At 69.1% G+C, this 18787-nt stretch carries 22 protein-coding genes, 1 tRNA gene and 1 riboswitch; of the genes, 8 read left to right on the forward strand and 15 right to left on the reverse strand.

Annotation, left to right across the window (positions count from 1 at the left end; genetic code table 11):
- Together HEP85_RS15810 and HEP85_RS15815 are read right to left on the reverse strand one after the other, a co-directional pair.
- The gene (locus HEP85_RS15810) at positions 1-900 is read right to left on the reverse strand and encodes an ABC transporter permease (RefSeq protein WP_248001948.1); all 900 of its coding nucleotides are present in this window, start codon (positions 898-900) and stop codon (positions 1-3) included.
- A complete protein-coding gene (locus HEP85_RS15815) occupies positions 893-1693 on the reverse strand; it encodes an ABC-2 family transporter protein (protein ID WP_168528326.1) in 801 nt (266 codons plus the stop codon). Before HEP85_RS15815 ends, HEP85_RS15810 begins: the two co-directional genes overlap by 8 nt.
- A 757-nt stretch (positions 1694-2450) precedes the next feature.
- On the opposite strand from HEP85_RS15815, the gene HEP85_RS15820 reads away from it, so the two are divergent.
- Entirely contained in the window at positions 2451-4724 is a 2274-nt protein-coding gene (locus HEP85_RS15820) for a transglycosylase domain-containing protein (protein ID WP_168528327.1), read from the forward strand.
- Between the two features lie 23 nt (positions 4725-4747).
- Here HEP85_RS15820 and sugE read toward each other — a convergent pair whose 3' ends face one another.
- The 3 genes from sugE to HEP85_RS15835 form a co-directional block, all read right to left on the reverse strand.
- Positions 4748-5068 carry a quaternary ammonium compound efflux SMR transporter SugE gene (gene sugE, locus HEP85_RS15825; RefSeq protein ID WP_168528328.1) on the reverse strand — a complete coding sequence of 107 codons (321 nt, stop codon included), beginning with the start codon at positions 5066-5068 and terminating at the stop codon, positions 4748-4750.
- Positions 5069-5098: 30 nt separating this feature from the next.
- A riboswitch (guanidine-III (ykkC-III) riboswitch) is annotated at positions 5099-5163 on the reverse strand.
- 66 nt (positions 5164-5229) lie between these two features.
- Positions 5230-5532: a co-chaperone GroES gene (locus HEP85_RS15830; protein ID WP_103554526.1), complete on the reverse strand. Its 303-nt coding sequence runs from the start codon at positions 5530-5532 to the stop codon at positions 5230-5232.
- A gap of 97 nt (positions 5533-5629) precedes the next feature.
- A complete protein-coding gene (locus HEP85_RS15835) occupies positions 5630-5968 on the reverse strand; it encodes a DUF3618 domain-containing protein (RefSeq protein ID WP_168528329.1) in 339 nt (112 codons plus the stop codon).
- A 136-nt stretch (positions 5969-6104) separates the two neighbouring features.
- Between HEP85_RS15835 and bcp the strand changes: the two genes are divergently transcribed.
- The 4 genes from bcp (at position 6105) to HEP85_RS15855 (ending at position 8169) form a co-directional block, all read left to right on the forward strand.
- Complete coding sequence (gene bcp, locus HEP85_RS15840; protein WP_168528330.1) at positions 6105-6572, forward strand: thioredoxin-dependent thiol peroxidase; 468 nt, start codon at positions 6105-6107, stop codon at positions 6570-6572.
- A gap of 158 nt (positions 6573-6730) precedes the next feature.
- The gene (locus HEP85_RS15845) at positions 6731-7384 is read left to right on the forward strand and encodes an HNH endonuclease (RefSeq protein WP_168528331.1); all 654 of its coding nucleotides are present in this window, start codon (positions 6731-6733) and stop codon (positions 7382-7384) included.
- Positions 7381-8061, forward strand: coding sequence for an HNH endonuclease (locus tag HEP85_RS15850; RefSeq protein ID WP_168528332.1), 681 nt, complete (start codon positions 7381-7383; stop codon positions 8059-8061). Before HEP85_RS15845 ends, HEP85_RS15850 begins: the two co-directional genes overlap by 4 nt.
- 35 nt (positions 8062-8096) lie before the next feature.
- Positions 8097-8169: transfer RNA gene (locus HEP85_RS15855), tRNA-Leu, on the forward strand.
- A 58-nt stretch (positions 8170-8227) separates the two neighbouring features.
- Here the strand turns inward: HEP85_RS15855 and rdgB are convergent.
- The 4 genes from rdgB to HEP85_RS15875 all read right to left on the reverse strand — a co-directional run bounded on the left by rdgB (position 8228) and on the right by HEP85_RS15875 (position 10434).
- Entirely contained in the window at positions 8228-8830 is a 603-nt protein-coding gene (gene rdgB / locus HEP85_RS15860) for an RdgB/HAM1 family non-canonical purine NTP pyrophosphatase (protein WP_329288071.1), read from the reverse strand.
- Between the two features lie 34 nt (positions 8831-8864).
- On the reverse strand, positions 8865-9257 hold the full coding sequence (locus HEP85_RS15865; protein WP_168528334.1) for a hypothetical protein: 393 nt from the start codon (positions 9255-9257) through the stop codon (positions 8865-8867).
- A gap of 119 nt (positions 9258-9376) precedes the next feature.
- The gene (gene rph / locus HEP85_RS15870) at positions 9377-10111 is read right to left on the reverse strand and encodes a ribonuclease PH (protein WP_168528335.1); all 735 of its coding nucleotides are present in this window, start codon (positions 10109-10111) and stop codon (positions 9377-9379) included.
- Between the two features lie 89 nt (positions 10112-10200).
- Positions 10201-10434: a glucose PTS transporter subunit EIIB gene (locus HEP85_RS15875; protein WP_030569190.1), complete on the reverse strand. Its 234-nt coding sequence runs from the start codon at positions 10432-10434 to the stop codon at positions 10201-10203.
- A 203-nt stretch (positions 10435-10637) separates the two neighbouring features.
- Between HEP85_RS15875 and HEP85_RS15880 the strand changes: the two genes are divergently transcribed.
- Both HEP85_RS15880 and HEP85_RS15885 read left to right on the forward strand, forming a co-directional pair.
- The gene (locus HEP85_RS15880; RefSeq protein WP_168528336.1) at positions 10638-11927 is read left to right on the forward strand and encodes a PTS transporter subunit EIIC; all 1290 of its coding nucleotides are present in this window, start codon (positions 10638-10640) and stop codon (positions 11925-11927) included.
- A 218-nt stretch (positions 11928-12145) separates the two neighbouring features.
- Positions 12146-13411 carry a PTS transporter subunit EIIC gene (locus tag HEP85_RS15885; RefSeq protein ID WP_168528337.1) on the forward strand — a complete coding sequence of 422 codons (1266 nt, stop codon included), beginning with the start codon at positions 12146-12148 and terminating at the stop codon, positions 13409-13411.
- Positions 13412-13508: 97 nt separating this feature from the next.
- Here HEP85_RS15885 and HEP85_RS15890 read toward each other — a convergent pair whose 3' ends face one another.
- A complete protein-coding gene (locus HEP85_RS15890; protein WP_168528338.1) occupies positions 13509-14261 on the reverse strand; it encodes an MBL fold metallo-hydrolase in 753 nt (250 codons plus the stop codon).
- A 259-nt stretch (positions 14262-14520) separates the two neighbouring features.
- On the opposite strand from HEP85_RS15890, the gene HEP85_RS15895 reads away from it, so the two are divergent.
- Positions 14521-15003: a type II toxin-antitoxin system PemK/MazF family toxin gene (locus tag HEP85_RS15895; protein WP_329288075.1), complete on the forward strand. Its 483-nt coding sequence runs from the start codon at positions 14521-14523 to the stop codon at positions 15001-15003.
- Between the two features lie 176 nt (positions 15004-15179).
- On the opposite strand, the gene HEP85_RS15900 is transcribed toward HEP85_RS15895, so the two are convergent.
- The 5 genes from HEP85_RS15900 to HEP85_RS15920 all read right to left on the reverse strand — a co-directional run bounded on the left by HEP85_RS15900 (position 15180) and on the right by HEP85_RS15920 (position 18744).
- Complete coding sequence (locus HEP85_RS15900; RefSeq protein WP_168528339.1) at positions 15180-16130, reverse strand: PLP-dependent cysteine synthase family protein; 951 nt, start codon at positions 16128-16130, stop codon at positions 15180-15182.
- Positions 16131-16147: 17 nt separating this feature from the next.
- Positions 16148-16426 (reverse strand): MoaD/ThiS family protein, encoded by a 279-nt coding sequence (locus HEP85_RS15905; RefSeq protein ID WP_148008611.1) that lies wholly within the window; start codon positions 16424-16426, stop codon positions 16148-16150.
- 144 nt (positions 16427-16570) lie between these two features.
- Positions 16571-16672: a putative leader peptide gene (locus HEP85_RS15910; protein ID WP_329288077.1), complete on the reverse strand. Its 102-nt coding sequence runs from the start codon at positions 16670-16672 to the stop codon at positions 16571-16573.
- Between the two features lie 79 nt (positions 16673-16751).
- The gene (locus tag HEP85_RS15915) at positions 16752-17174 is read right to left on the reverse strand and encodes a Mov34/MPN/PAD-1 family protein (protein ID WP_168528341.1); all 423 of its coding nucleotides are present in this window, start codon (positions 17172-17174) and stop codon (positions 16752-16754) included.
- Positions 17175-17283: 109 nt separating this feature from the next.
- Complete coding sequence (locus tag HEP85_RS15920) at positions 17284-18744, reverse strand: amino acid permease (RefSeq protein ID WP_168528342.1); 1461 nt, start codon at positions 18742-18744, stop codon at positions 17284-17286.
- Positions 18745-18787: the final 43 nt, after the last annotated feature.

An 18787-nucleotide genomic window follows, 5' to 3' on the forward strand; every position in this document is an offset into this window, starting at 1 on the left:
TCAGCTCCCCGTGCTGCGATAGGAACGAAGTCCCGCCCGCCAGGCGGCTCCTGCCAGCACGCAGCAGCCCGCCGCGACGAGTGGCGGTGCGAAGGCGACCCAGACCGGCAGGTCGAGCGGATAGGGCCGCCCCAGGACGTAGAGCGCGGGCAGCCAGTTCACGAAGGCGAGCGGAAGCACGAAGGTGACCCCGCGCACCAGGTCCTTGGCGAAGACGGTCGGCGGGTACTGAAGGAGCGTACTGCCGCCGTACGTGAAGGAGTTCTGCACCTCGGAGGCGTCCTGCGCGACGAACTGGAAGGCCGCGCCGGCCACGAAGACGGCCGAGAAGATCGCGGCGCCGCTCAGCACCATCAGCGGCACCAGCAGCACCTTCAACGGCGTCCAGGTGATGTCGAGTGCGGTGACCGCGTACCCGAAGACCAGCAGCCCCTGGGTGACCCGGCCCAGCCGGCGCAGGGCGAAACGGTCCGCGGCGACCTGCGCGAGCACGGGCACGGGCCGCACGAGCAGCGTGTCGAACGTGCCGTCGCGCACCCGGCGCCCGAGCCGGTCCATCGAGCCGAGCACGAGATCCGTGAGCCCGAACGCGATGGCCGAGACCCCGTACAGGAAAGCCACCTCGGGCAGGCTGTAACCGCCGAGCCGGTCGATCTGCGAGTACATCAGCAGGATCGCGACGAAGTCGAGGCCGGTCGCCGCGAAGTTGCCGAAGGTGGTCATCGCGAAGGACGCGCGGTAGGCCATCGTGGATCGGATCCACATGGCGGCGATCATGCGGTACGCGCTCAGTCCGTCGCGCATCCGGGCGTACGTCCCCTGCCGGGCCCACGGGTCCTCGGCCTCGGCCGCGGCCGTCCGGGACCGCTCGTCCACCGGGCTGTCCGCCGGGCTAGCCACCCTGCACCACCACCCTTCGCGTCGCCACCGACTGGAGGAGCCGGCCGAGCGCCAGCAGCCCGACCGCCCAGGCCGCCTGGAAGGCGTACGTGCCGAGTGGGTCCGCCGTGCCCAGCAGCACGTCGACGGGCGCCTGGATCAGGGACGACCAGGGCAGGGCGCGCACCACCTCGCCGAGCACGCCCGGGAAGACGTTCAGCGGCAGCAGCATCCCCGAGCAGAAGACGCCCGCGATCATGGCCATCTGCGCCGTGCCCGCCCCGTCCAGGAGCCAGAAGGCGGACAGGGCGACGAGATAGCGGAGGGAGAAGCTGACGAGCACCCCGAGGGCGACCGCGACCAGGAACGCCAGCCAGGTCAGCGGATCGGCGGGCAGCGCGAGGTCGAAGCAGAGCGCGCCGAACGCGAGCGGGACCACGCCGCGCCCCAGCAGATGGAACAGCGCCCGGCCCGCGTCCTGGGCCAGCCACCACAGCTGGAGGTCGGCGGGACGGTAGAGATCGATCGCGATGTCACCCGTACGGATACGCTCCAGGAGCTCGTCCTCGAAGCCGCCGCCCATGGTGGCGACCACCATGAGCAGCGCCTGGGACAGCCACACATAGGAGAGCGCCTGTGCCTGGTCGTAGCCGCCGAGGTGCGGTTTCTCGTCCCACAGCGCGGTCATGATGTACGCCAGGATGAGCCCGAAGACGGTGTTCGTGAACACACCAGCCGCCGTCGCCGTCCGGTAGGTGGCGTAGCGCCGGAACCCGCCCAGGGCGACGGCCGTGTACAACCGCCCTGTCCCCACGAGGAAGTCCTCCTTGCACCGGGAAAGCCGTTTTCGGCCGAAGCGCAGGAGCCTAGTCCCACGGCGATCCTCGCTGCCAGGCATTTTCCGGCGCGACGCGTGCCGGAATCCGGGAACGGAACGCTTGGTGCGACAGTCTTCAAGAGGGGGCGCACAAGGCGTATGAGGTCGTACGGGTGCGTACGACGTGAAACAGGAGTCCGGCAAACAGATGAGCGACAAGCCGCAGCCGCAGCAGGACAACCAGGGCTGGGCACCCAGGGGGCCCGAGCCGGCTGCCCAGGCGGCACCGGGCGGACCCGGTGGGCCGGGGAAGCCGGGAGATCAGGAGAAGCCGGGAGCGCCGGGGAAGCCGGAGGAGTCCGGAAGGCCGGAGACGAAGGGAAGTCCCGAGCAGTCCGGACGGCCGGAAGAACGCGCGACGCCGGAGGAGACCGGGAAACGGGAAGACCGCGCGACGCCGGAACAACCCGGAAGGCCGGAACAACCCGGAAGACCGGAAGGACCCAGGAAGCCGCAGGGACGCGCGACGCCGGAGGAACCGGGGGAACCTCGGAAGCCGGGCGGACCGGGGAAGCCGCAGGAACACGCGACACCGGGCGGACCCGGACCCGGGCAACCGCAGGAACACACGACACCAGGCGGACCCGGACCCGGGCAACCGCAGGAACACACGACGCCGGACGGACCCGGGAAGCCGGGGAAGAAACCGAGGCGGAAGCGCACCGGCTGGGGGCGGCTCATCCCCACCTGGCGGATGGTCCTCGGCACCTTCCTCGGCCTCGTCCTGCTCGTGATCGGTCTCTTCGCGCTCGGCTACTACCTGGTCAAGATCCCGTCCGCGAACGCCGCCGCGACCAAGCAGAGCAACGTCTACCTCTACGCGGACGGCAGCCAGCTCGCCCGCGACGGTGAGGTCAACCGCGAGAACGTGTCCCTCGCCCAGATCTCGAAGGACGCCCAGCACGCGGCGCTCGCCGCCGAGGACCGGGACTTCTACACCGAGTCCGCCATCGACCCCAAGGCGATGATCCGCGCCGGCTGGAACACCGCCACCGGCAAGGGCAGGCAGTCCGGCTCGACGATCACCCAGCAGTACGTGAAGAACTACTACCTGGGCCAGGAGCAGACCGCCACCCGGAAGGTGAAGGAGTTCTTCATCTCCATCAAGCTCGACCGCCAGAAGAGCAAGTCCGACATCCTCGAGGGCTATCTCAACACCAGCTACTACGGCCGCAACGCGTACGGCATCCAGGCCGCCGCCCAGGCGTACTACGGCGTCGACGCCCAGGACCTGACGGTCGGCCAGGGCGCCTACCTCGCCGCGCTCCTGAACGCGCCGAGCGAGTACGACGTGATCGCGCACCCCGAGAACAAGGCCGCGGCCCTGGCCCGCTGGAACTACGTCCTCGACGGCATGGTCAAGAAGCAGTGGCTGACCCCGGCGGCACGCGGCAAGGTCACCTTCCCCGAGCCCAAGCAGTCGGTGGTCGCCACCGGCATGTCGGGCCAGCGCGGCTACCTCGTCAAGGCCGTGAACGACTACCTCGCCGAACACAAGATCATCGACGAGGACACCCTGCAGACCGGCGGTTACCGCATCACGACCACCCTCCAGAGGCCCAAGCAGGACGCCTTCGTCAAGGCCGTCGACGACCAGGTGATGAGCCACCTCGACAAGAAGGCCCGCAAGGTCGACCGCTACGTCCGCGCCGGCGGCGTCTCCATCGACCCGTCCACCGGGAAGGTCGTCGCCATGTACGGCGGCATCGACTACACCAAGCAGTACGTGAACAACGCCACGCGCCGCGACTACCAGGTCGGTTCGACCTTCAAGCCGTTCGTGTTCACCTCGGCCGTGCAGAACGACTCACGCACCGAGGACGGCCGCACGATCACCCCGAACACCTTCTACGACGGCACGGACAAGCGTCCCGTGCAGGGCTGGAACGGCGGTACCTACGCGCCCGAGAACGAGGACAACGTCTCGTACGGGCCCATCACCGTGCGCACCGCCACCGACAAGTCGGTCAACGCCGTGTACGCGCAGATGGCCGTCGACGTCGGCCCGTCCAAGGTCAAGGACACCGCCGTCGACCTCGGCGTCCCCGCCGACACCCCGGACCTCACCGCCACCCCCTCCATCGCGCTCGGCCCGTCCACCGCCAGCGTCCTCGACATGGCGCAGGCCTACGCGACACTCGCCAACCACGGCAAGCACGGCACGTACACGCTCGTCGACAAGATCACCAAGGGGGGCGCGGAGGACGTGCACCTGCCCAAGCAGGCCACGAGGCAGGCGGTGACCCGGCAGGCCGCCGACACCACCACCTCCGTCCTGCAGAGCGTCGTCGAGGGCGGCACCGGCACGGCCGCGCAGGCCGCCGCCCGGCCGGCCGCGGGCAAGACCGGCACGGCGGAGGAGGACCAGGCGGCCTGGTTCGCCGGCTACACCCCGAACCTCGCCACCGTCGTCGCCGTCATGGGCCAGGACCCCGACACCGGCGTCCACAAGTCGCTGTACGGCGCGCTCGGCCAGGCCCGGCTCAACGGCGGCGGCTACCCGGCACAGATCTGGGCGCAGTACACGAAGTCCGCGCTCAAGGGCACCAGTTCGAGCGACTTCGACCTGCGACTCCAGCCGGGCGCCGAGGAACAGCAGCAGCTCCCGAGCACCGGACCCACCGACCAGTCCCCCGGCACCGGCGGCCAGGACGGCGGCGCCGCGACCGGCGGCCAGGACACCCAGAGCCCGCCGCCCGGCGACAACGGCGGCCAGACCCAGGGCCAGACGGACGGCGGCACCACCGACGGCGGCACCACCACGGACGGATCGACCACCGGCACCACCACCGACGGCGGCACCACCGACGGGTCGACCACCGGCACCACCACCGACGGCGGCACCACGACCGACGGGGGCGCCACCGACGGAGGCACCCCGGGCAACGGCGGCGCCACCGACGGCGGGACGACGGGCACCACCACCGGGGTGGGACCGCTGACCGGGCTCACCCAGAGAAGGCAGTAGCCGCGGGCGGGGATCGTGACGGGTCAGTGGCCGGAGGTGACCTTCAGGCCGACCACGGCCACCAGCAGCAGACAGACGAAGAAGATCCGGGCGGCGGTCGCCGGCTCACCGAGCACGACCATGCCGAGCACCGCCGCACCGGCCGCGCCGATCCCCACCCACACGCCGTACGCCGTACCGATGGGCAGTGACTTCGCCGCGTACGACAGCAGCACCATGCTCGCGACGACGCCCGCGCCCGTGAGCACGCTCGGCACCAGCCGCGTGAAACCGTCCGTGTACTTCATCCCGATCGACCAGCCGACCTCCAGCAGGCCGGCGACGAGCAGCAGAACCCAGGCCATGACAGGCACCTCCGTGCATGGGGCAACAGGGGTGCGTCGTCTTTGCGGAGTCCCGGTACGGCGCGTCTCGTCGGGTGCTTCCACGGTAGCAAAGCACAGGCAAAAGGGGCTGGTGACCATGGTCACCAGCCCCTTTCGGACCGCGGACTGCGGGGAGCGGACTACAGGTAGAGGCCGGTCGAGTCCTCGGAACCCTCGAACCGGTCGGCGGCCACGGCGTGCAGATCCCGCTCGCGCATCAGCACGTACGCGATCCCGCGCACCTCGACCTCGGCCCGGTCCTCCGGGTCGTAGAGCACACGGTCGCCCGGCTCCACCGTCCGCACGTTCTGCCCGACCGCGACGACGTCGGCCCAGGCGAGCCGCCGGCCGACGGCCGCCGTCGCGGGGATCAGGATGCCGCCGCCCGAACGCCGCTCGCCCTCGGCGGCGTCCTGCCGCACCAGCACGCGGTCGTGCAGCATGCGGATGGGCAACTTGTCCTGGTGGGTGTTCTGCTTGTCCTGATTGGCGCTCACGCCCCGAACCTACCTGCCTTTGAGCCGTCGGTACGCAGCCGGGTCAGCGCTTGCGGCGCCGCGAGCCCACCGCGAGCAGCCCCACCACGCCCACCGCCACGAGCGCCACGGGCACGATCCGCTCCAGCCTCGGCGCGCCCTCCTCGGTGACGAACCGGCCCTTCACCTCGCCGACGACGCGGTGGACACCCACGTACGCCCGCCCGACGGTGTGATCGATGTTCGCGGCGACCTTGGCCTTCGCGTCCCCGACGATCGTCTTCGGGTGCACCCGAACACCGATCTCGTCCAGCGTCTCCGCCAGGATTTCACGGCGGCGCTTGATGTCCGCCTCGATCTGCGCCGGAGTCCTGGTATCCGACGTTCTCGACGTATCCGACACCGCGCTGCCTCCGTGGTCGATTTTGGAACTCTGTGCAGTCGACAGTCTGTCAGCTCACGCTGCGACGCACCCCTCGGCACCCCCATTACGCTCACTCCGTAGTTCCGTAACCATCCCCCGGCCACGTGAGGTACCGATGAGCGAGCGACTCCAGCCCGGCGACACCGCCCCCGCCTTCACCCTGCCCGATGCCGACGGCAACGAGGTCTCCCTCGCCGACCACAAGGGCCGCAAGGTCATCGTCTACTTCTACCCGGCCGCCCTGACCCCCGGCTGCACGAAGCAGGCCTGCGACTTCACGGACAACCTCGACCTGCTGGCGGGCGCGGGCTACGACGTCATCGGCGTCTCCCCCGACAAGCCCGAGAAGCTCGCCAAGTTCCGCGAGCAGGAGTCCCTGAAGGTCACCCTGGTCGGCGACCCCGACAAGACCGTCCTGGAGGCGTACGGCGCCTTCGGCGAGAAGAAGCTGTACGGCAAGACGGTCGTCGGCGTCATCCGCTCCACGGTCGTGGTGGACGAGGAGGGCAAGGTCGAGCACGCGCTGTACAACGTGAAGGCGACGGGCCACGTGGCGAAGATCATCAAGGATCTGGGGATCTGAGACCGCGAGCCCCCCAGCGTCGGCAAACTCGCAGTCGCCGTGGCGCAGCATCATCCGATGCCGCTCCACGGCATGCGAGAACACGGGCGTGACTGTCCGATAAACGATTCGTTACTCCGTACGAGGCTGCGAACGTGCGGCCGGAACGGAGGAAAGCGGTGGGGAGCAGCGCATACACCCGGGCTCGTTTGGCGGAAGCGGCCGGGGCGTCCCGGACGCTGTCCGAGGCGCTGGCGCGGCTGGGAGTGGATCCGCGGAGTTCGACGCGGCAATACGTCCTGACCCGGATGAAGAAGTTGGGGGTGGACGTTTCTCACTTCGAGCGAGAAGGCGTGCGGTGGACCAGGGAGATCCTTCAGGCGGCCGTTTCGGCCTCGACCAACATGTGCGAGGTGCTCCGGCACCTCGGGCTCGAGGTCGTCGGTGGGCACCACACGTACATCAGCCGTCGGGTCAAGGCGTACGGCATCGACACCTCGCACTTCCGGATGCCGTCACAACGGGGAATGGCGCGCCGTCCGCGGACTCCGGAGGGTCTGCTCGTCGAGCAGGCTGTCGGTCATGCCCGGCGCATCCCGAGCGACCGCCTCAGGTGGGCACTGACGACGTCGGGGGTGCCGGAGCTCTGCGCCTTCTGCGGCATGGAAGCCGTCTGGCTAGGGCACCCGCTCCCGTTGGAGATCGATCACATCAACGGCAACTGGCGTGACAACCGCATCGGGAACCTTCGGTTCCTCTGCCCCAACTGCCACTCGACAACGGCAAGTTACAGGGGCCGAGGCAAGGGGCGTGGCAAGGACGACGCCTCGTGAGCAGCGGTGTCCGATACACGCGACCGCTCCTCATTCGGGCCGCCGGGCAGTGCTCAAGCATCGACGAGGTGATCGCGTTCTTCGGCACTCGGCCGTACGCGAACCTCAGGCGCTACTTGTACCGGCGATTCGAGCACTTCGGTATCGACATCACCCACTTTCCCCAAGCGTCTGGCAGACACGGGGAGATCCCCGGCGAGAGCGAGTTGCGCCAAGCCGTCGCTCAGTCCGCTTCGATCGCCGAAGCCCTTCGCAGGGTGGACTGCCCCGACAAAACCCACCTTCGCGCACTGTTCCACCGGATGACTGCGGCGTACGGCATCGACACCTCACACTTCCTGGGCCAAGGTCACCTGCGCGGGAAGCGTGGTCCGACACCCTTGAAGCAAGCTGAGGACGTGCTGGTCAAGCACAAGGGCGAGCGGCGGACGAAGACCAGCCAACTGCGGCGGGCACTTCGCGAGGTCGGTGTACCCGAAAGGTGCGCCGAGTGCGGGACCGGTCCCGAGTGGACCGGGAAGCCCATGACGTTGGAGGTCGATCACATCAACGGCGACTGGAGTGACGACCGGCGCGAGAACCTGCGGTTGCTGTGCCCGAACTGCCACGCGATCACCAGCACATGGTGCCGAGGGGGCAGGCAGCTCCCCGCGCAGCAGGACTCTCCCCGCCTGTAACCGGCTCCGTCCAGTTAAACTGATCCGTGGTTCACGCGCCCGTGCGCCAACGGCTGAGCGGCGATCTTTAGGTGGTCGTGTCTGTCGGTTCGAATCCGACCGGGCGCACCGAAAACGAGGGCCCTGCACACGCGCGTCGTGAGCAGGGCCTTCGGCCTGCACACCCTCAGCCCAACAACTCCCGAACCACCGGCACCAGCCCCCGGAACGCCTTCCCCCGGTGGCTGATCGCGTTCTTCTCGTCGGGGGAGAGTTCCGCGCAGGTGCGCGTCTCTCCGTCCGGCTGGAGGACCGGGTCGTAGCCGAAGCCGTTCGTGCCCGCGGGGGTGTGCCGGAGGGTGCCCCTCAGCTGGCCCTCCACCACCCGCTCCGTGCCGTCGGGCAGGGCGAGGGCCGCCGCGCAGGCGAAGTGGGCGCCCCGGTGCGGCTCGTCGATGTCGGAGAGCTGGGCCAGCAGGAGGTCCAGGTTGGCCTGGTCGTCGCCGTGCCGGCCGGCCCAGCGGGCGGAGAAGATGCCGGGCGCGCCGTTCAGGACGTCGACGCAGAGGCCGGAGTCGTCGGCGACGGCGGGCAGGCCGGTGGCCCGGGCCAGGGCGTGGGCCTTGAGGAGGGCGTTCTCGGCGAAGGTGACGCCGGTCTCCCGGACGTCGGGGATCTCCGGGAAGGCCTCCGCGCCGACGAGGTCGTGGGTGAGACCGGCGTCGGCGAGGATCGCCTTCAGCTCGGTGATCTTTCCGGCGTTGCGGGTGGCGAGGATCAGGCGGGTCATGGCCCTCAGTATCCCCAACCCCGGGGAGTGGCTCCTACGGGGTGCAGACCTTCGTCAGTTCTCCCGCGGCGTCGGTGACGGGGCTGATGTCGGGGGTGTTGTCCCCGTTCCTGACGGCGGTACGGACGTTGTCGACGGCCTTGCCCAGGTCGTCGACGGCCTTGTTGACATCCGCGTTGTCGGTCTTGTCGCCGATCTTGCCGAGGTTCCGCTCTATCGCGTTGAGGGACTGATCGGTCTGCGTCGGGTCGTTCGCCGCGTTCTCCACGGCCTGCTGGAGGTCGGTGACGCTGTCGGCGATGGCGTCGGCGGTCTGGACGCAGTCCAGGGCCTTGTTGACGGCATCGCAGCCGACCGCCGCGGGCAGGGCGACGAGTGCGGCGGTGACGGCGATTGCGGCGGTGCGGCGACGGTGGCGCGCGGCCATGGAACGGTCCCTCCCCGTGGACAGGATGTGGTCGACCGGTGGTGCGGTCGGCCCGCCCCATGGGGGCCGGCGGGGCGCACGGCTGGACCGTACGCCCGTACCCCTAAGAACGCGAAGGGTTAACCCACGGTTGCCTCGAGCGCCGCCCGCTGGATCGCCGCGAGTTCGTCGCAGCCCGAGACGGCCAGGTCGAGCAGCGCGTTGAGCTCCTTGCGGTCGAAGGGCTCGGCCTCGGCGGTGCCCTGGACCTCGACGAAGCGGCCGTCGCCGGTGCAGACCACGTTCATGTCGGTGTCGGCCTTGACGTCCTCCTCGTAGCAGAGGTCGAGGAGGGGGACGCCGCCGACGATGCCGACGGAGACGGCGGAGACCGTGCCGGTGAGGGGCTTGCGGCCGGGCTTGACCAGCTTCTTGTTCTGCGCCCAGGTGACGGCGTCGGCCAGTGCGACGTAGGCGCCGGTGATGGCCGCCGTGCGCGTGCCGCCGTCGGCCTGCAGGACGTCGCAGTCCAGGACGATGGTGTTCTCGCCGAGGGCCTTGTAGTCGATGACGGCGCGCAGGGAGCGGCCGATCAGTCGGCTGATCTCGTGGGTGCGGCCGCCGATCTTGCCGCGGACGGATTCGCGGTCGCCGCGGGTGTTGGTGGCGCGCGGGAGCATGGAGTACTCGGCGGTGACCCAGCCTTCGCCGCTGCCCTTGCGCCAGCGCGGGACGCCCTCCGTGACGGAGGCGGTGCAGAACACCTTGGTGTCGCCGAAGGAGACGAGGACGGAGCCTTCGGCGTGCTTGCTCCAGCCGCGCTGGATGGTGATGGGGCGCAGTTGCTCAGGGGTGCGGCCGTCGATTCGAGACATGGCGATGAGCCTAGCCGCATGCGGGTGAGGGGCTGCCTCCGATGGCGGAAGCAGCCCCTCAGGGGTGAGCCGGGCTCAGGGAGCGTGGCTCACATCATGTCTTCGATGTCCGCGGCGATCGGGTCGGCGTCGGTGCCGATGACGACCTGGATGGCGGTGCCCATCTTGACGACGCCGTGGGCTCCGGCTGCCTTCAGGGCGGCCTCGTCGACCTTGCTCGGGTCGACGACCTCGGTGCGCAGGCGGGTGATGCAGCCTTCGACCTCTTCGATGTTGTCGATGCCGCCGAGCCCGGCGACGATCTTCTCAGCCTTGGTGGCCATGTCCTACTCCCTGATCCGAACCGCTTTGTCGCAGTAACCCACAGTTGGCCCATCTTCGCGAGCATTCATGCGGTGTGTACCGAATGATGGCGTTCACGACAGTGCGGCCGTTCGCCGACCGGTCTTCACCGACCAGCCCACACCCGACTGGTCTACACCAGCTGACGGACGGTCGCCAAACCGGCTCCGCACGAAGGACGCCCATGAGTGCCGACAGCGCCGCCGTACCCGCGCACGCCCGCTGGAACAACCTGTTCCAGGGCCTGCAGAAGATGGGCCGCAGCCTCCAGCTCCCCATCGCGGTACTGCCTGCCGCGGGCATTCTCAACCGCTTCGGCCAGCCGGACATGTTCGGTTCGGACGGACTCGGCTGGGACAGCGTCTCCAAGGTCATGAAGGGTGCCGGCGGCGCGCTGCTCGACGGCTCGCTCGGGTTGCCGCTGCTGTTCTGCGTCGGCGTGTCCATCGGTATGGCGAAGAAGGCGGACGGCTCCACCGCGCTCGCGGCGGTCGCGGGGTTTCTCGTGTACTTCGGCGTGCTGCACCAGTTCCCGGAGAGCTGTGCGCAGCAGGCGAAGGTCATCCAGAACATCGGCTGCCAGTTGCCCGACACCTCCGTGACGGCGTTCACGTACCAGAATCCGGGGGTCTTCGGCGGCATCGTCATGGGGCTGCTGACCGCCTACTTCTGGCAGCGGTTCCACCGCACCAGGCTGGTGGACTGGCTCGGCTTCTTCAACGGGCGCCGGCTCGTGCCGATCATCATGTCGTTCGTCGCCATCGTGTTCGCCGCGCTGTGCCTGTGGATCTGGCCGCCGGTCGGCGACGGCCTGCAGACCTTCAGCGACTGGCTGGTCAGTCTGGGCGCGTGGGGCGCGGGCGTGTTCGGCCTGGCCAACCGGGCCCTGCTGGTGATCGGCCTGCACCAGTTCCTGAACGTGCCCATCTGGTTCCAGTTCGGCAGCTACACCACACCGGACGGGACGGTGGTGCACGGTGACATCAACATGTTCCTGCAGGGCGACCCGAACGCGGGTCAGTTCACGTCGGGCTTCTTCCCCATCATGATGTTCGCGCTGCCGGCCGCCTGTCTGGCCATGACCCACTGCGCGAGGCCGCATCGCCGCAAGGAGATCGGCGGCATGATGCTCTCGCTCGCGCTGACGTCGTTCGTCACCGGCATCACGGAACCGATCGAGTACTCCTTCGTGTTCATCGCGCCGGTGCTGTACGCCGTCCACGCGGTGCTCACCGGTGTCTCCATGGCGGTGACCTGGGGGCTCGGCGTGCACGACGGCTTCAGTTTCTCGGCCGGTCTCATCGACTACGTCATCAACTGGAACCTGGCGACGAGACCGTGGGCGATCATCCCGATCGGGCTGTGCTTCGCCGTCCTGTACTACGTGATCTTCCGGTTCGCGATCACCAGGTTCGATCTCAGAACGCCCGGACGGGAGCCGGAGGAAGAGGTCGAGGACCTCACCAAGGCGTAGTCCTCCCCACTCGAAAGGCCCCCGGACCCGCAGGTCCGGGGGCCTTTCGGCATGAATGCAGGGGGTATTCCCGGTATGGCCGAGGCCACAAAATTCGTGGGTTCCTTATCCAGCCTTCACCGTGCTACAACAGGTCTACACCACTGAGTGGTGTAGACCACGCCGTCCCCACCCCCTTCATTGTCCCCCGGGCGGCGCCTTGCCCACTGGAGGAAGTTGTGACCACGGCCAGCGCCGCTCCCGCGGCCGACAAGAAGAAGGGCTCCGGCGTGATGGCTGTTCTGCAGCGCATCGGCCGCAGCCTGATGTTGCCGGTCGCCGTACTGCCCGCCGCCGCGCTCCTGGTGCGACTGGGCAACACCGACATGCTCGGCCGTCCGTCCTTCCCCACGTTCTTCACCAAGATCGCCGGCTTCATGGCGGCCGGCGGCAACGCGATCCTCGACAACATGGCGCTGCTGTTCGCCGTGGGCATCGCGATCGGCTTCGCGAAGAAGTCGGACGGCTCCACGGCGCTCGCTGCGGTGGTCGGCTACCTGGTCTTCAAGAACGTGCTGGCGACCTTCACCGACAAGAACCTGCCGAAGGTGGCCACGGCCGTCGACGGCAAGGTCGTCATGGTCGACGCACCGGTGGACGCCAAGGTCCTGGGCGGCGTGGTGATGGGCATAGTCGTCGCCCTGCTCTACCAGAAGTTCCACCGGACCAAGCTGCCCGACTGGGCCGGCTTCTTCGGCGGCCGCCGCCTCGTCCCGATCCTGTCCGCCTTCGCGGGCCTGCTGATCGGCATCGTGTTCGGATACATCTGGCCGGTGCTCGGCACCGGTCTGCACAACTTCGGTGAGTGGCTGGTCGGTTCGGGCGCCGTCGGCGCCGGCATCTTCGGTGTCGCCAACCGTGCGCTGATCCCGATCGGCATGCACCACCTGCTGAACTCCTTCCCCTGGTTCCAGGCGGGCGAGTACCACGGCAAGAGCGGTGACATCGGGCGCTTCCTGGCCGGCGACCCGACCGCGGGCCAGTTCATGACCGGCTTCTTCCCGATCATGATGTTCGGCCTGCCGGCCGCGTGCCTGGCGATCGTGCACTGCGCCCGCCCCGAGCGCCGCAAGGTCGTCGGCGGCATGATGTTCTCCATCGCTCTGACCTCGTTCGTCACGGGTGTCACCGAGCCGATCGAGTTCACCTTCATGTTCATCGCACCGGCCCTGTACGCCATCCACGCCCTGCTCACCGGCGCGTCCCTGGCGCTGACCTGGGCGCTCGGCATGAAGGACGGCTTCGGCTTCTCCGCCGGCGCGGTCGACTTCGGCCTGAACATCGGCATCGCGAGCAACCCATGGGGCCTGGTCCTGGTCGGACTCTGCTTCGCGGTCGTCTACTACGTCGTCTTCCGCTTCGCGATCACGAAGTGGAACCTGCCGACGCCGGGCCGCGAGTCCGACGAGGAACTCGCGGAGCTGCTGAAGGCCGAGGCCAAGTAGACCCGCCCACGACGAGTGAGGGCCCCCGGAGATCACTCCGGGGGCCCTCACTCGTCTCTACGGCCGCGCGTCCCGCACATGAGGCGGACGACAGGCCCTAGATCTCGTACGACATCCCAGGCACCGCCAGATCCGCCGGGCCCGAGTACGCCGTGCGGGCGTCGGCCAGGTTGATCCGGGGGTCCGTCCACGGCGGGATGTGGGTGAGCAGGAGACGGCGGGCTCCGGCACGGCCCGCCGTCTCACCCGCCTCACGGCCGTTGAGATGCAGGTCGGGGATGTTCTCCTTGCCGTGCGTGAACGCGGCCTCGCAGAGGAACAGGTCGGTGTCCCGGGCGAGTTCGTCCAGGGTCACGGTGACACCCGTGTCCCCGGAGTACGTCAGCGACTTCCCACCGTGCTCGACACGGATGGCGTACGCCTCCACGGGGTGGCGGACCCGTTCCGTGTGGACGGTGAACGGGCCGATCTCGAACGACCCCGGCTTGACCGTGTGGAAGTCGAAGACCTCGCTCATCGAGGAGGCGGTGGGGGTGTCCGCGTACGCGGTGGTCAGGCGCTGCTCCGTGCCCTCGGGTCCGTAGACGGGGATCGGGTCGCAGCGGCCGCCCTCATGGCGGTAGTAGCGCGCGACGAAGTACGCGCACATGTCGATGCAGTGGTCGGCGTGCAGATGGCTGAGGAAGATCGCGTCGAGGTCGTAAAGACCGCAGTGGCGCTGCAGCTCGCCAAGGGCACCGTTGCCCATGTCGAGAAGCAGCCGGAAGCCGTCGGCCTCTACGAGGTAGCTCGAGCAGGCCGATTCCGCGGACGGGAACGACCCCGAGCAGCCGACGACGGTGAGCTTCATAAGAGCTGGAACCTCCGCGCTGACAGGAAGTGCAGGGAGTAAGTGCGGTAGGCAACTACTCGGAGCAGATACGGAAACGGGGGTCGTGCGGTCCGTCGAGCGTAAGGCGCAAAAGGGCGGGTCGCTCCTCCGCCAGGGGCTGTTGTGGGCGAACTCACCTGTGCTGTCACCGGTTCGGATGGACGCTCGGACGAAGGTGGCACGGGCGCGTCGTGCGGGCGGGGGGCGCGTCGCGGTGCGCGCCGGTACCTTCTTTGGTATGGACACGTCCTGGTGGCTCGCGTTGGCGGCCGTGGTGCTGCTCGCGCTCGTCGCGACGCTGGTGGACGGCTGGGGACGCCGTGGGCGCCGGCCCTCCGCCCGCACCCGGCCGCCCGGCCGGCCCGGTCGCCCCGGCCGGCGGCCCGCGCGACGGTCCGTCGGGGTGCGGCGGGGGACGCGGCCCCGGCCGGCGGAGATCTGGTGGGCGAACGTTCCCTACGAGGACATGGCCGGAGGCAAGGACCGGCCGTGTCTGGTCCTGGTGGTGCGGGGGGAACGGGCGACCGTCGCGAAGATCACGAGCAAGTACCACGACGAGCGGGCCGGGGTGATTCCGCTGCCGCCCGGGGCGGTCGGGGACGGGCGGGCGAGTTTCCTGGAGACGGATGAGCTGCGCGAGGTGTCCGTCGGGGAGTTCCGGCGGCGGGTCGGGGTGGTCGATCCGGTGCTGTGGGACCAGGTCCGCCACCTGGCCGACTGACGTCCTCGCCCCCGGGGCTCCGCCCCGGACCCCGCCGAGGGGCTGCGCCCCTGGACCCCCGCATCGCCCGAAGGGCTCGTCCTCGATCGCCGGACGGGCCGGAGATGCGGGCCCCGTCCGGCGATCGAGGACAAGGCCCTTAAGGCCGAACGGGGGTGTGGGGGCGGAGCGCACCCCTACGCCCAGAGCTGCCCCTGGAGCGTGGCGATGGCCTCCTCCGTCGTCGCGGCGGTGTAGACCCCCGTCGACAGGTACTTCCAGCCCCCGTCGGCCACCACGAAGACGATGTCCGCGCTCTCCCCCGCGGCGAGCGCCTTGCGGCCGACCCCGAGCGCGGCATGCAGCGCGGCCCCGGTGGAGACCCCCGCGAAGATGCCCTCCTGCTGGAGCAGCTCCCGGGTGCGGGTCACCGCGTCGGCGGAGCCGACCGAGAACCGGGTGGTCAGGACGGACGCGTCGTACAGCTCGGGTACGAAGCCCTCGTCCAGGTTGCGCAGCCCGTACACCAGGTCGTCGTAGCGCGGCTCCGCCGCGACGATCTTCACGTCCGGCTTGTTCTCCCGGAGGAAGCGCCCGACGCCCATCAGGGTGCCGGTGGTGCCGAGGCCCGCCACGAAGTGGGTGATGGAAGGCAGGTCGGCGAGGATCTCCGGCCCTGTCGTCGCGTAGTGCGCCCCCGCGTTGTCGGGGTTCCCGTACTGGTACAGCATCACCCAGTCGGGGTGCTCGGCCGACAGTTCCTTCGCGACGCGCACGGCGGTGTTGGAGCCGCCGGCGGCCGGGCTGGGGATGATCTCCGCGCCCCACATGCCGAGCAGCTCACGCCGTTCCTGCGAGGTGTTCTCGGGCATCACGCACACCATGCGGTAGCCCTTGAGCTTCGCCGCCATCGCCAGCGAGATGCCCGTGTTGCCCGACGTCGGTTCCAGGATGGTGCAGCCGGGTGTCAGACGGCCGTCCTTCTCCGCCTGTTCGATCATGTGCAGCGCGGGCCGGTCCTTGACCGAGCCGGTGGGATTGCGGTCCTCCAGCTTCGCCCAGACACGGACGTCCGCGGACGGCGAGAGCCGCGGCAGGCGCACCAGAGGGGTGTTGCCCACCGCGGCGAGCGGGGAGTCGTAGCGCATCGGTGACCAGCGGCCGATCAGGCCATGCCGCCGGCCACGGCCGGCAGGATCGTCACGTTGTCGCCGTCGGCGAGCTTGGTGTTGATGCCGTCGAGGAAGCGGACGTCCTCGTCGTTCAGGTAGACGTTGACGAAGCGGCGCAGCTGGCCGTCGTCGACGATGCGTGCCTGGATGCCCGCGTGCCGGGTCTCGAGGTCGGCGAAGAGCTCGGCGAGGGTCTCCCCGCCGCCCTCGACGGCCTTCTCGCCGCCGGTGTAGGTGCGCAGGATGGTGGGGATGCGGACCTCGATGGCCATGGGTTCGGGCTCCTGTCGGAAGGAAGTCGGTCGGTGGGCGCGCGGCAGCGCGGGAAAGCATGGGGTACGCCGGTTGCGGATCCCCGAAGCGGCGGCTTCACCCGGGGTACCCCGATGGCTCACGGCCGTACGGCGGCGGCCGGATCAGCGCGTACAGATGGCGCTCTGCAGCCTGCACAGATCGACGTGCAGCCGCGCCACGAGCAGCACGCCCGGCGTCTTCTCGCTCACGTCCTGGGAAACCATGGGCTCATCGTATCGATTCCCGCCCGGGATCCCCGAGTGTGATCTCGCATTCCGGATACTTCTGGGCCGGGGGGTGAGATCAGTAGGCCTCTACGATCTTGAGCTCCTCCTCCGTCACCTCGCCCTCCAGGATCCGGTACGAACGGAACTGGAAGGGTCCGGCGTCGTCGGCGTCCGCGGTCGAGACGAGGACGTAGTGCGCGCCGGGCTCGTTGGCGTAGGAGATGTCCGTGCGGGAGGGGTACGCCTCGGTCGCCGTGTGGGAGTGGTAGATGATCACCGGCTCCTCGTCGCGGTCGTCCATCTCGCGGTACAGCTTCAGCAGATCGCCCGAGTCGAACTCGTAGAAGGTGGGCGAGCGGGCGGCGTTGAGCATCGGGATGAAGCGCTCGGGGCGGCCCGTGCCCGCCGGGCCGGCGACGACGCCGCACGCCTCGTCGGGGTGGTCCTGGCGCGCGTGCGCGACGATCTGGTCGACGAGGGCCTGAGTGATGGTCAGCATGTCGGCCAGGATAAGCAGACGGGCCGCCCCGTACCGAAGAGTGGTACGGGGCGGCCCGTATGCCGGACGTCCGAGCGGCGGCCCGTGCGGGCCGGACGTCCGCGGCCGGTCAGCCGGTCTTCTCGAAGGTGGGCTCGCGGCGCTCGGCGACCTGCGGGTTGCGTGCCTTGAGGACGGCCCAGCCCACGGCCAGCGCGGCGGCCCAGACGGCCATCACGTAGAGGCAGATGCGGGAGTCGGCGTCGTAGGCGATCAGGCCCGTGACGAAGAGCAGGAACGCGACCGCGACCCAGCTGCACTTCGCGCCGCCCGGCGCCGGGAAGGACGAGGCCGGCAGGCGTCCGGCGTCGACCGCGCGGCGGTAGAGAATGTGGCTGACCAGGATCATCAGCCAGGTCCAGATGCCGGCCGCGGTGGCCACCGAGGTGACGTAGCCGAAGGCCTTCTCCGGGACGATGTAGTTCAGGATCACGCCGATGCCCATGAAGAGCACGGAGACCGTGATGCCGAAGGCCGGGGTCTTGGTCGAGGAGAGCTTGTTGAAGACCTTCGGCGCCTCGCCGTTGTCGGCGAGGGTGCGCAGCATGCGGCCCGTGGAGTACATGCCGGAGTTGCAGGAGGACAGGGCGGCGGTGAGCACGACGAAGTTGACGATGCCGGCGCCGGCCGGGATGCCGATCTTCGCGAAGGCTTCCACGAAGGGGCTCACCCCGGGGGCGAACTCCGTCCACTTCACGACGCAGAGGATGACCGTGAGCGCGCCGACGTAGAAGAGGGCGATGCGCCACGGGAGGGTGTTGATGGCCTTGGGGAGCGTCTTCTCGGGGTTCTCGGACTCGCCCGCGGTGACGCCGACGAGCTCGACGGCGAGGTAGGCGAACATGACGCCCTGGAGGGTCATCAGGGACGAGCCGATGCCCTTGGGGAAGAAGCCGTCGAACTGCCAGAGGTTGGCGACGGAGGCGGTGTCACCGGCGGAGCTGAAGCCGAAGGTGAGCACGCCGAGGCCGATCACGATCATGCCGATCAGCGCGGTGACCTTGACCATCGAGAACCAGAACTCGATCTCGCCGAAGAGCTTGACCGAGATCAGGTTCGCCACGAAGAGGACCACGAGGAACACCAGTGCGGTCACCCATTGGGGGACGGCCGGGAACCAGTAGTGGACGTAGATCGCGGCGGCGGTCAGCTCGGCCATGCCGGTGACCACCCACATCAGCCAGTACGTCCAGCCGGTGAAGTAGCCGAAGAACGGGCCGAGGAACTCGCGGGAGTACTCCGCGAAGGACCCCGAGACCGGGCGGTACAGCAGCAGTTCGCCGAGTGCCCGCATGATGAAGAAGATGATCACGCCGGCCAGGGCGTACATGAGGATGAGGCTGGGTCCGGCCTTGGCGATGTTCGCCCCGGCACCCAGGAAGAGACCGACGCCGATGGCGCCGCCGATCGCGATCATCTGGACCTGACGGCTTCCGAGCCCGCGCTCGTACCCCTCTTCGAGGGTGTCGCCGCCCACGGCCTCACTGCCTGCGCGCGGCTCGTCGGTCTGGTCGACCTGCGATGAGGTCATGCGTGGTGCGCCTTTCTCCATGCCGTTCCGAGCCAGTCCCCCT

It is taken from the genome of Streptomyces sp. RPA4-2, from assembly GCF_012273515.2.
Classification (GTDB): Bacteria; Actinomycetota; Actinomycetes; order Streptomycetales; family Streptomycetaceae; genus Streptomyces; species Streptomyces kaempferi.

Excerpts from the sequence above, each read along its gene's own strand:
- rdgB (WP_329288071.1), bottom strand. The coding sequence starts at position 8,830 with ATGACCCGCCTGATCCTCGCCACCCGCAACGCCGGAAAGATCACCGAG.
- HEP85_RS15820 (WP_168528327.1), top strand. The coding sequence starts at position 2,451 with ATGGTCCTCGGCACCTTCCTCGGCCTCGTCCTGCTCGTGATCGGTCTC.
- HEP85_RS15875 (WP_030569190.1), bottom strand. The coding sequence starts at position 10,434 with ATGGCCACCAAGGCTGAGAAGATCGTCGCCGGGCTCGGCGGCATCGAC.
- HEP85_RS15880 (WP_168528336.1), top strand. The coding sequence starts at position 10,638 with ATGAGTGCCGACAGCGCCGCCGTACCCGCGCACGCCCGCTGGAACAAC.
- HEP85_RS15920 (WP_168528342.1), bottom strand. The coding sequence starts at position 18,744 with ATGACCTCATCGCAGGTCGACCAGACCGACGAGCCGCGCGCAGGCAGT.
- HEP85_RS15910 (WP_329288077.1), bottom strand. The coding sequence starts at position 16,672 with ATGGTTTCCCAGGACGTGAGCGAGAAGACGCCGGGCGTGCTGCTCGTG.
- HEP85_RS15915 (WP_168528341.1), bottom strand. The coding sequence starts at position 17,174 with ATGCTGACCATCACTCAGGCCCTCGTCGACCAGATCGTCGCGCACGCG.
- rph (WP_168528335.1), bottom strand. The coding sequence starts at position 10,111 with ATGTCTCGAATCGACGGCCGCACCCCTGAGCAACTGCGCCCCATCACC.
- HEP85_RS15830 (WP_103554526.1), bottom strand. The coding sequence starts at position 5,532 with ATGCTGCACGACCGCGTGCTGGTGCGGCAGGACGCCGCCGAGGGCGAG.
- HEP85_RS15895 (WP_329288075.1), top strand. The coding sequence starts at position 14,521 with ATGGACACGTCCTGGTGGCTCGCGTTGGCGGCCGTGGTGCTGCTCGCG.
- bcp (WP_168528330.1), top strand. The coding sequence starts at position 6,105 with ATGAGCGAGCGACTCCAGCCCGGCGACACCGCCCCCGCCTTCACCCTG.
- HEP85_RS15890 (WP_168528338.1), bottom strand. The coding sequence starts at position 14,261 with ATGAAGCTCACCGTCGTCGGCTGCTCGGGGTCGTTCCCGTCCGCGGAA.
- HEP85_RS15900 (WP_168528339.1), bottom strand. The coding sequence starts at position 16,130 with ATGCGCTACGACTCCCCGCTCGCCGCGGTGGGCAACACCCCTCTGGTG.
- HEP85_RS15905 (WP_148008611.1), bottom strand. The coding sequence starts at position 16,426 with ATGGCCATCGAGGTCCGCATCCCCACCATCCTGCGCACCTACACCGGC.
- HEP85_RS15865 (WP_168528334.1), bottom strand. The coding sequence starts at position 9,257 with ATGGCCGCGCGCCACCGTCGCCGCACCGCCGCAATCGCCGTCACCGCC.
- sugE (WP_168528328.1), bottom strand. The coding sequence starts at position 5,068 with ATGGCCTGGGTTCTGCTGCTCGTCGCCGGCCTGCTGGAGGTCGGCTGG.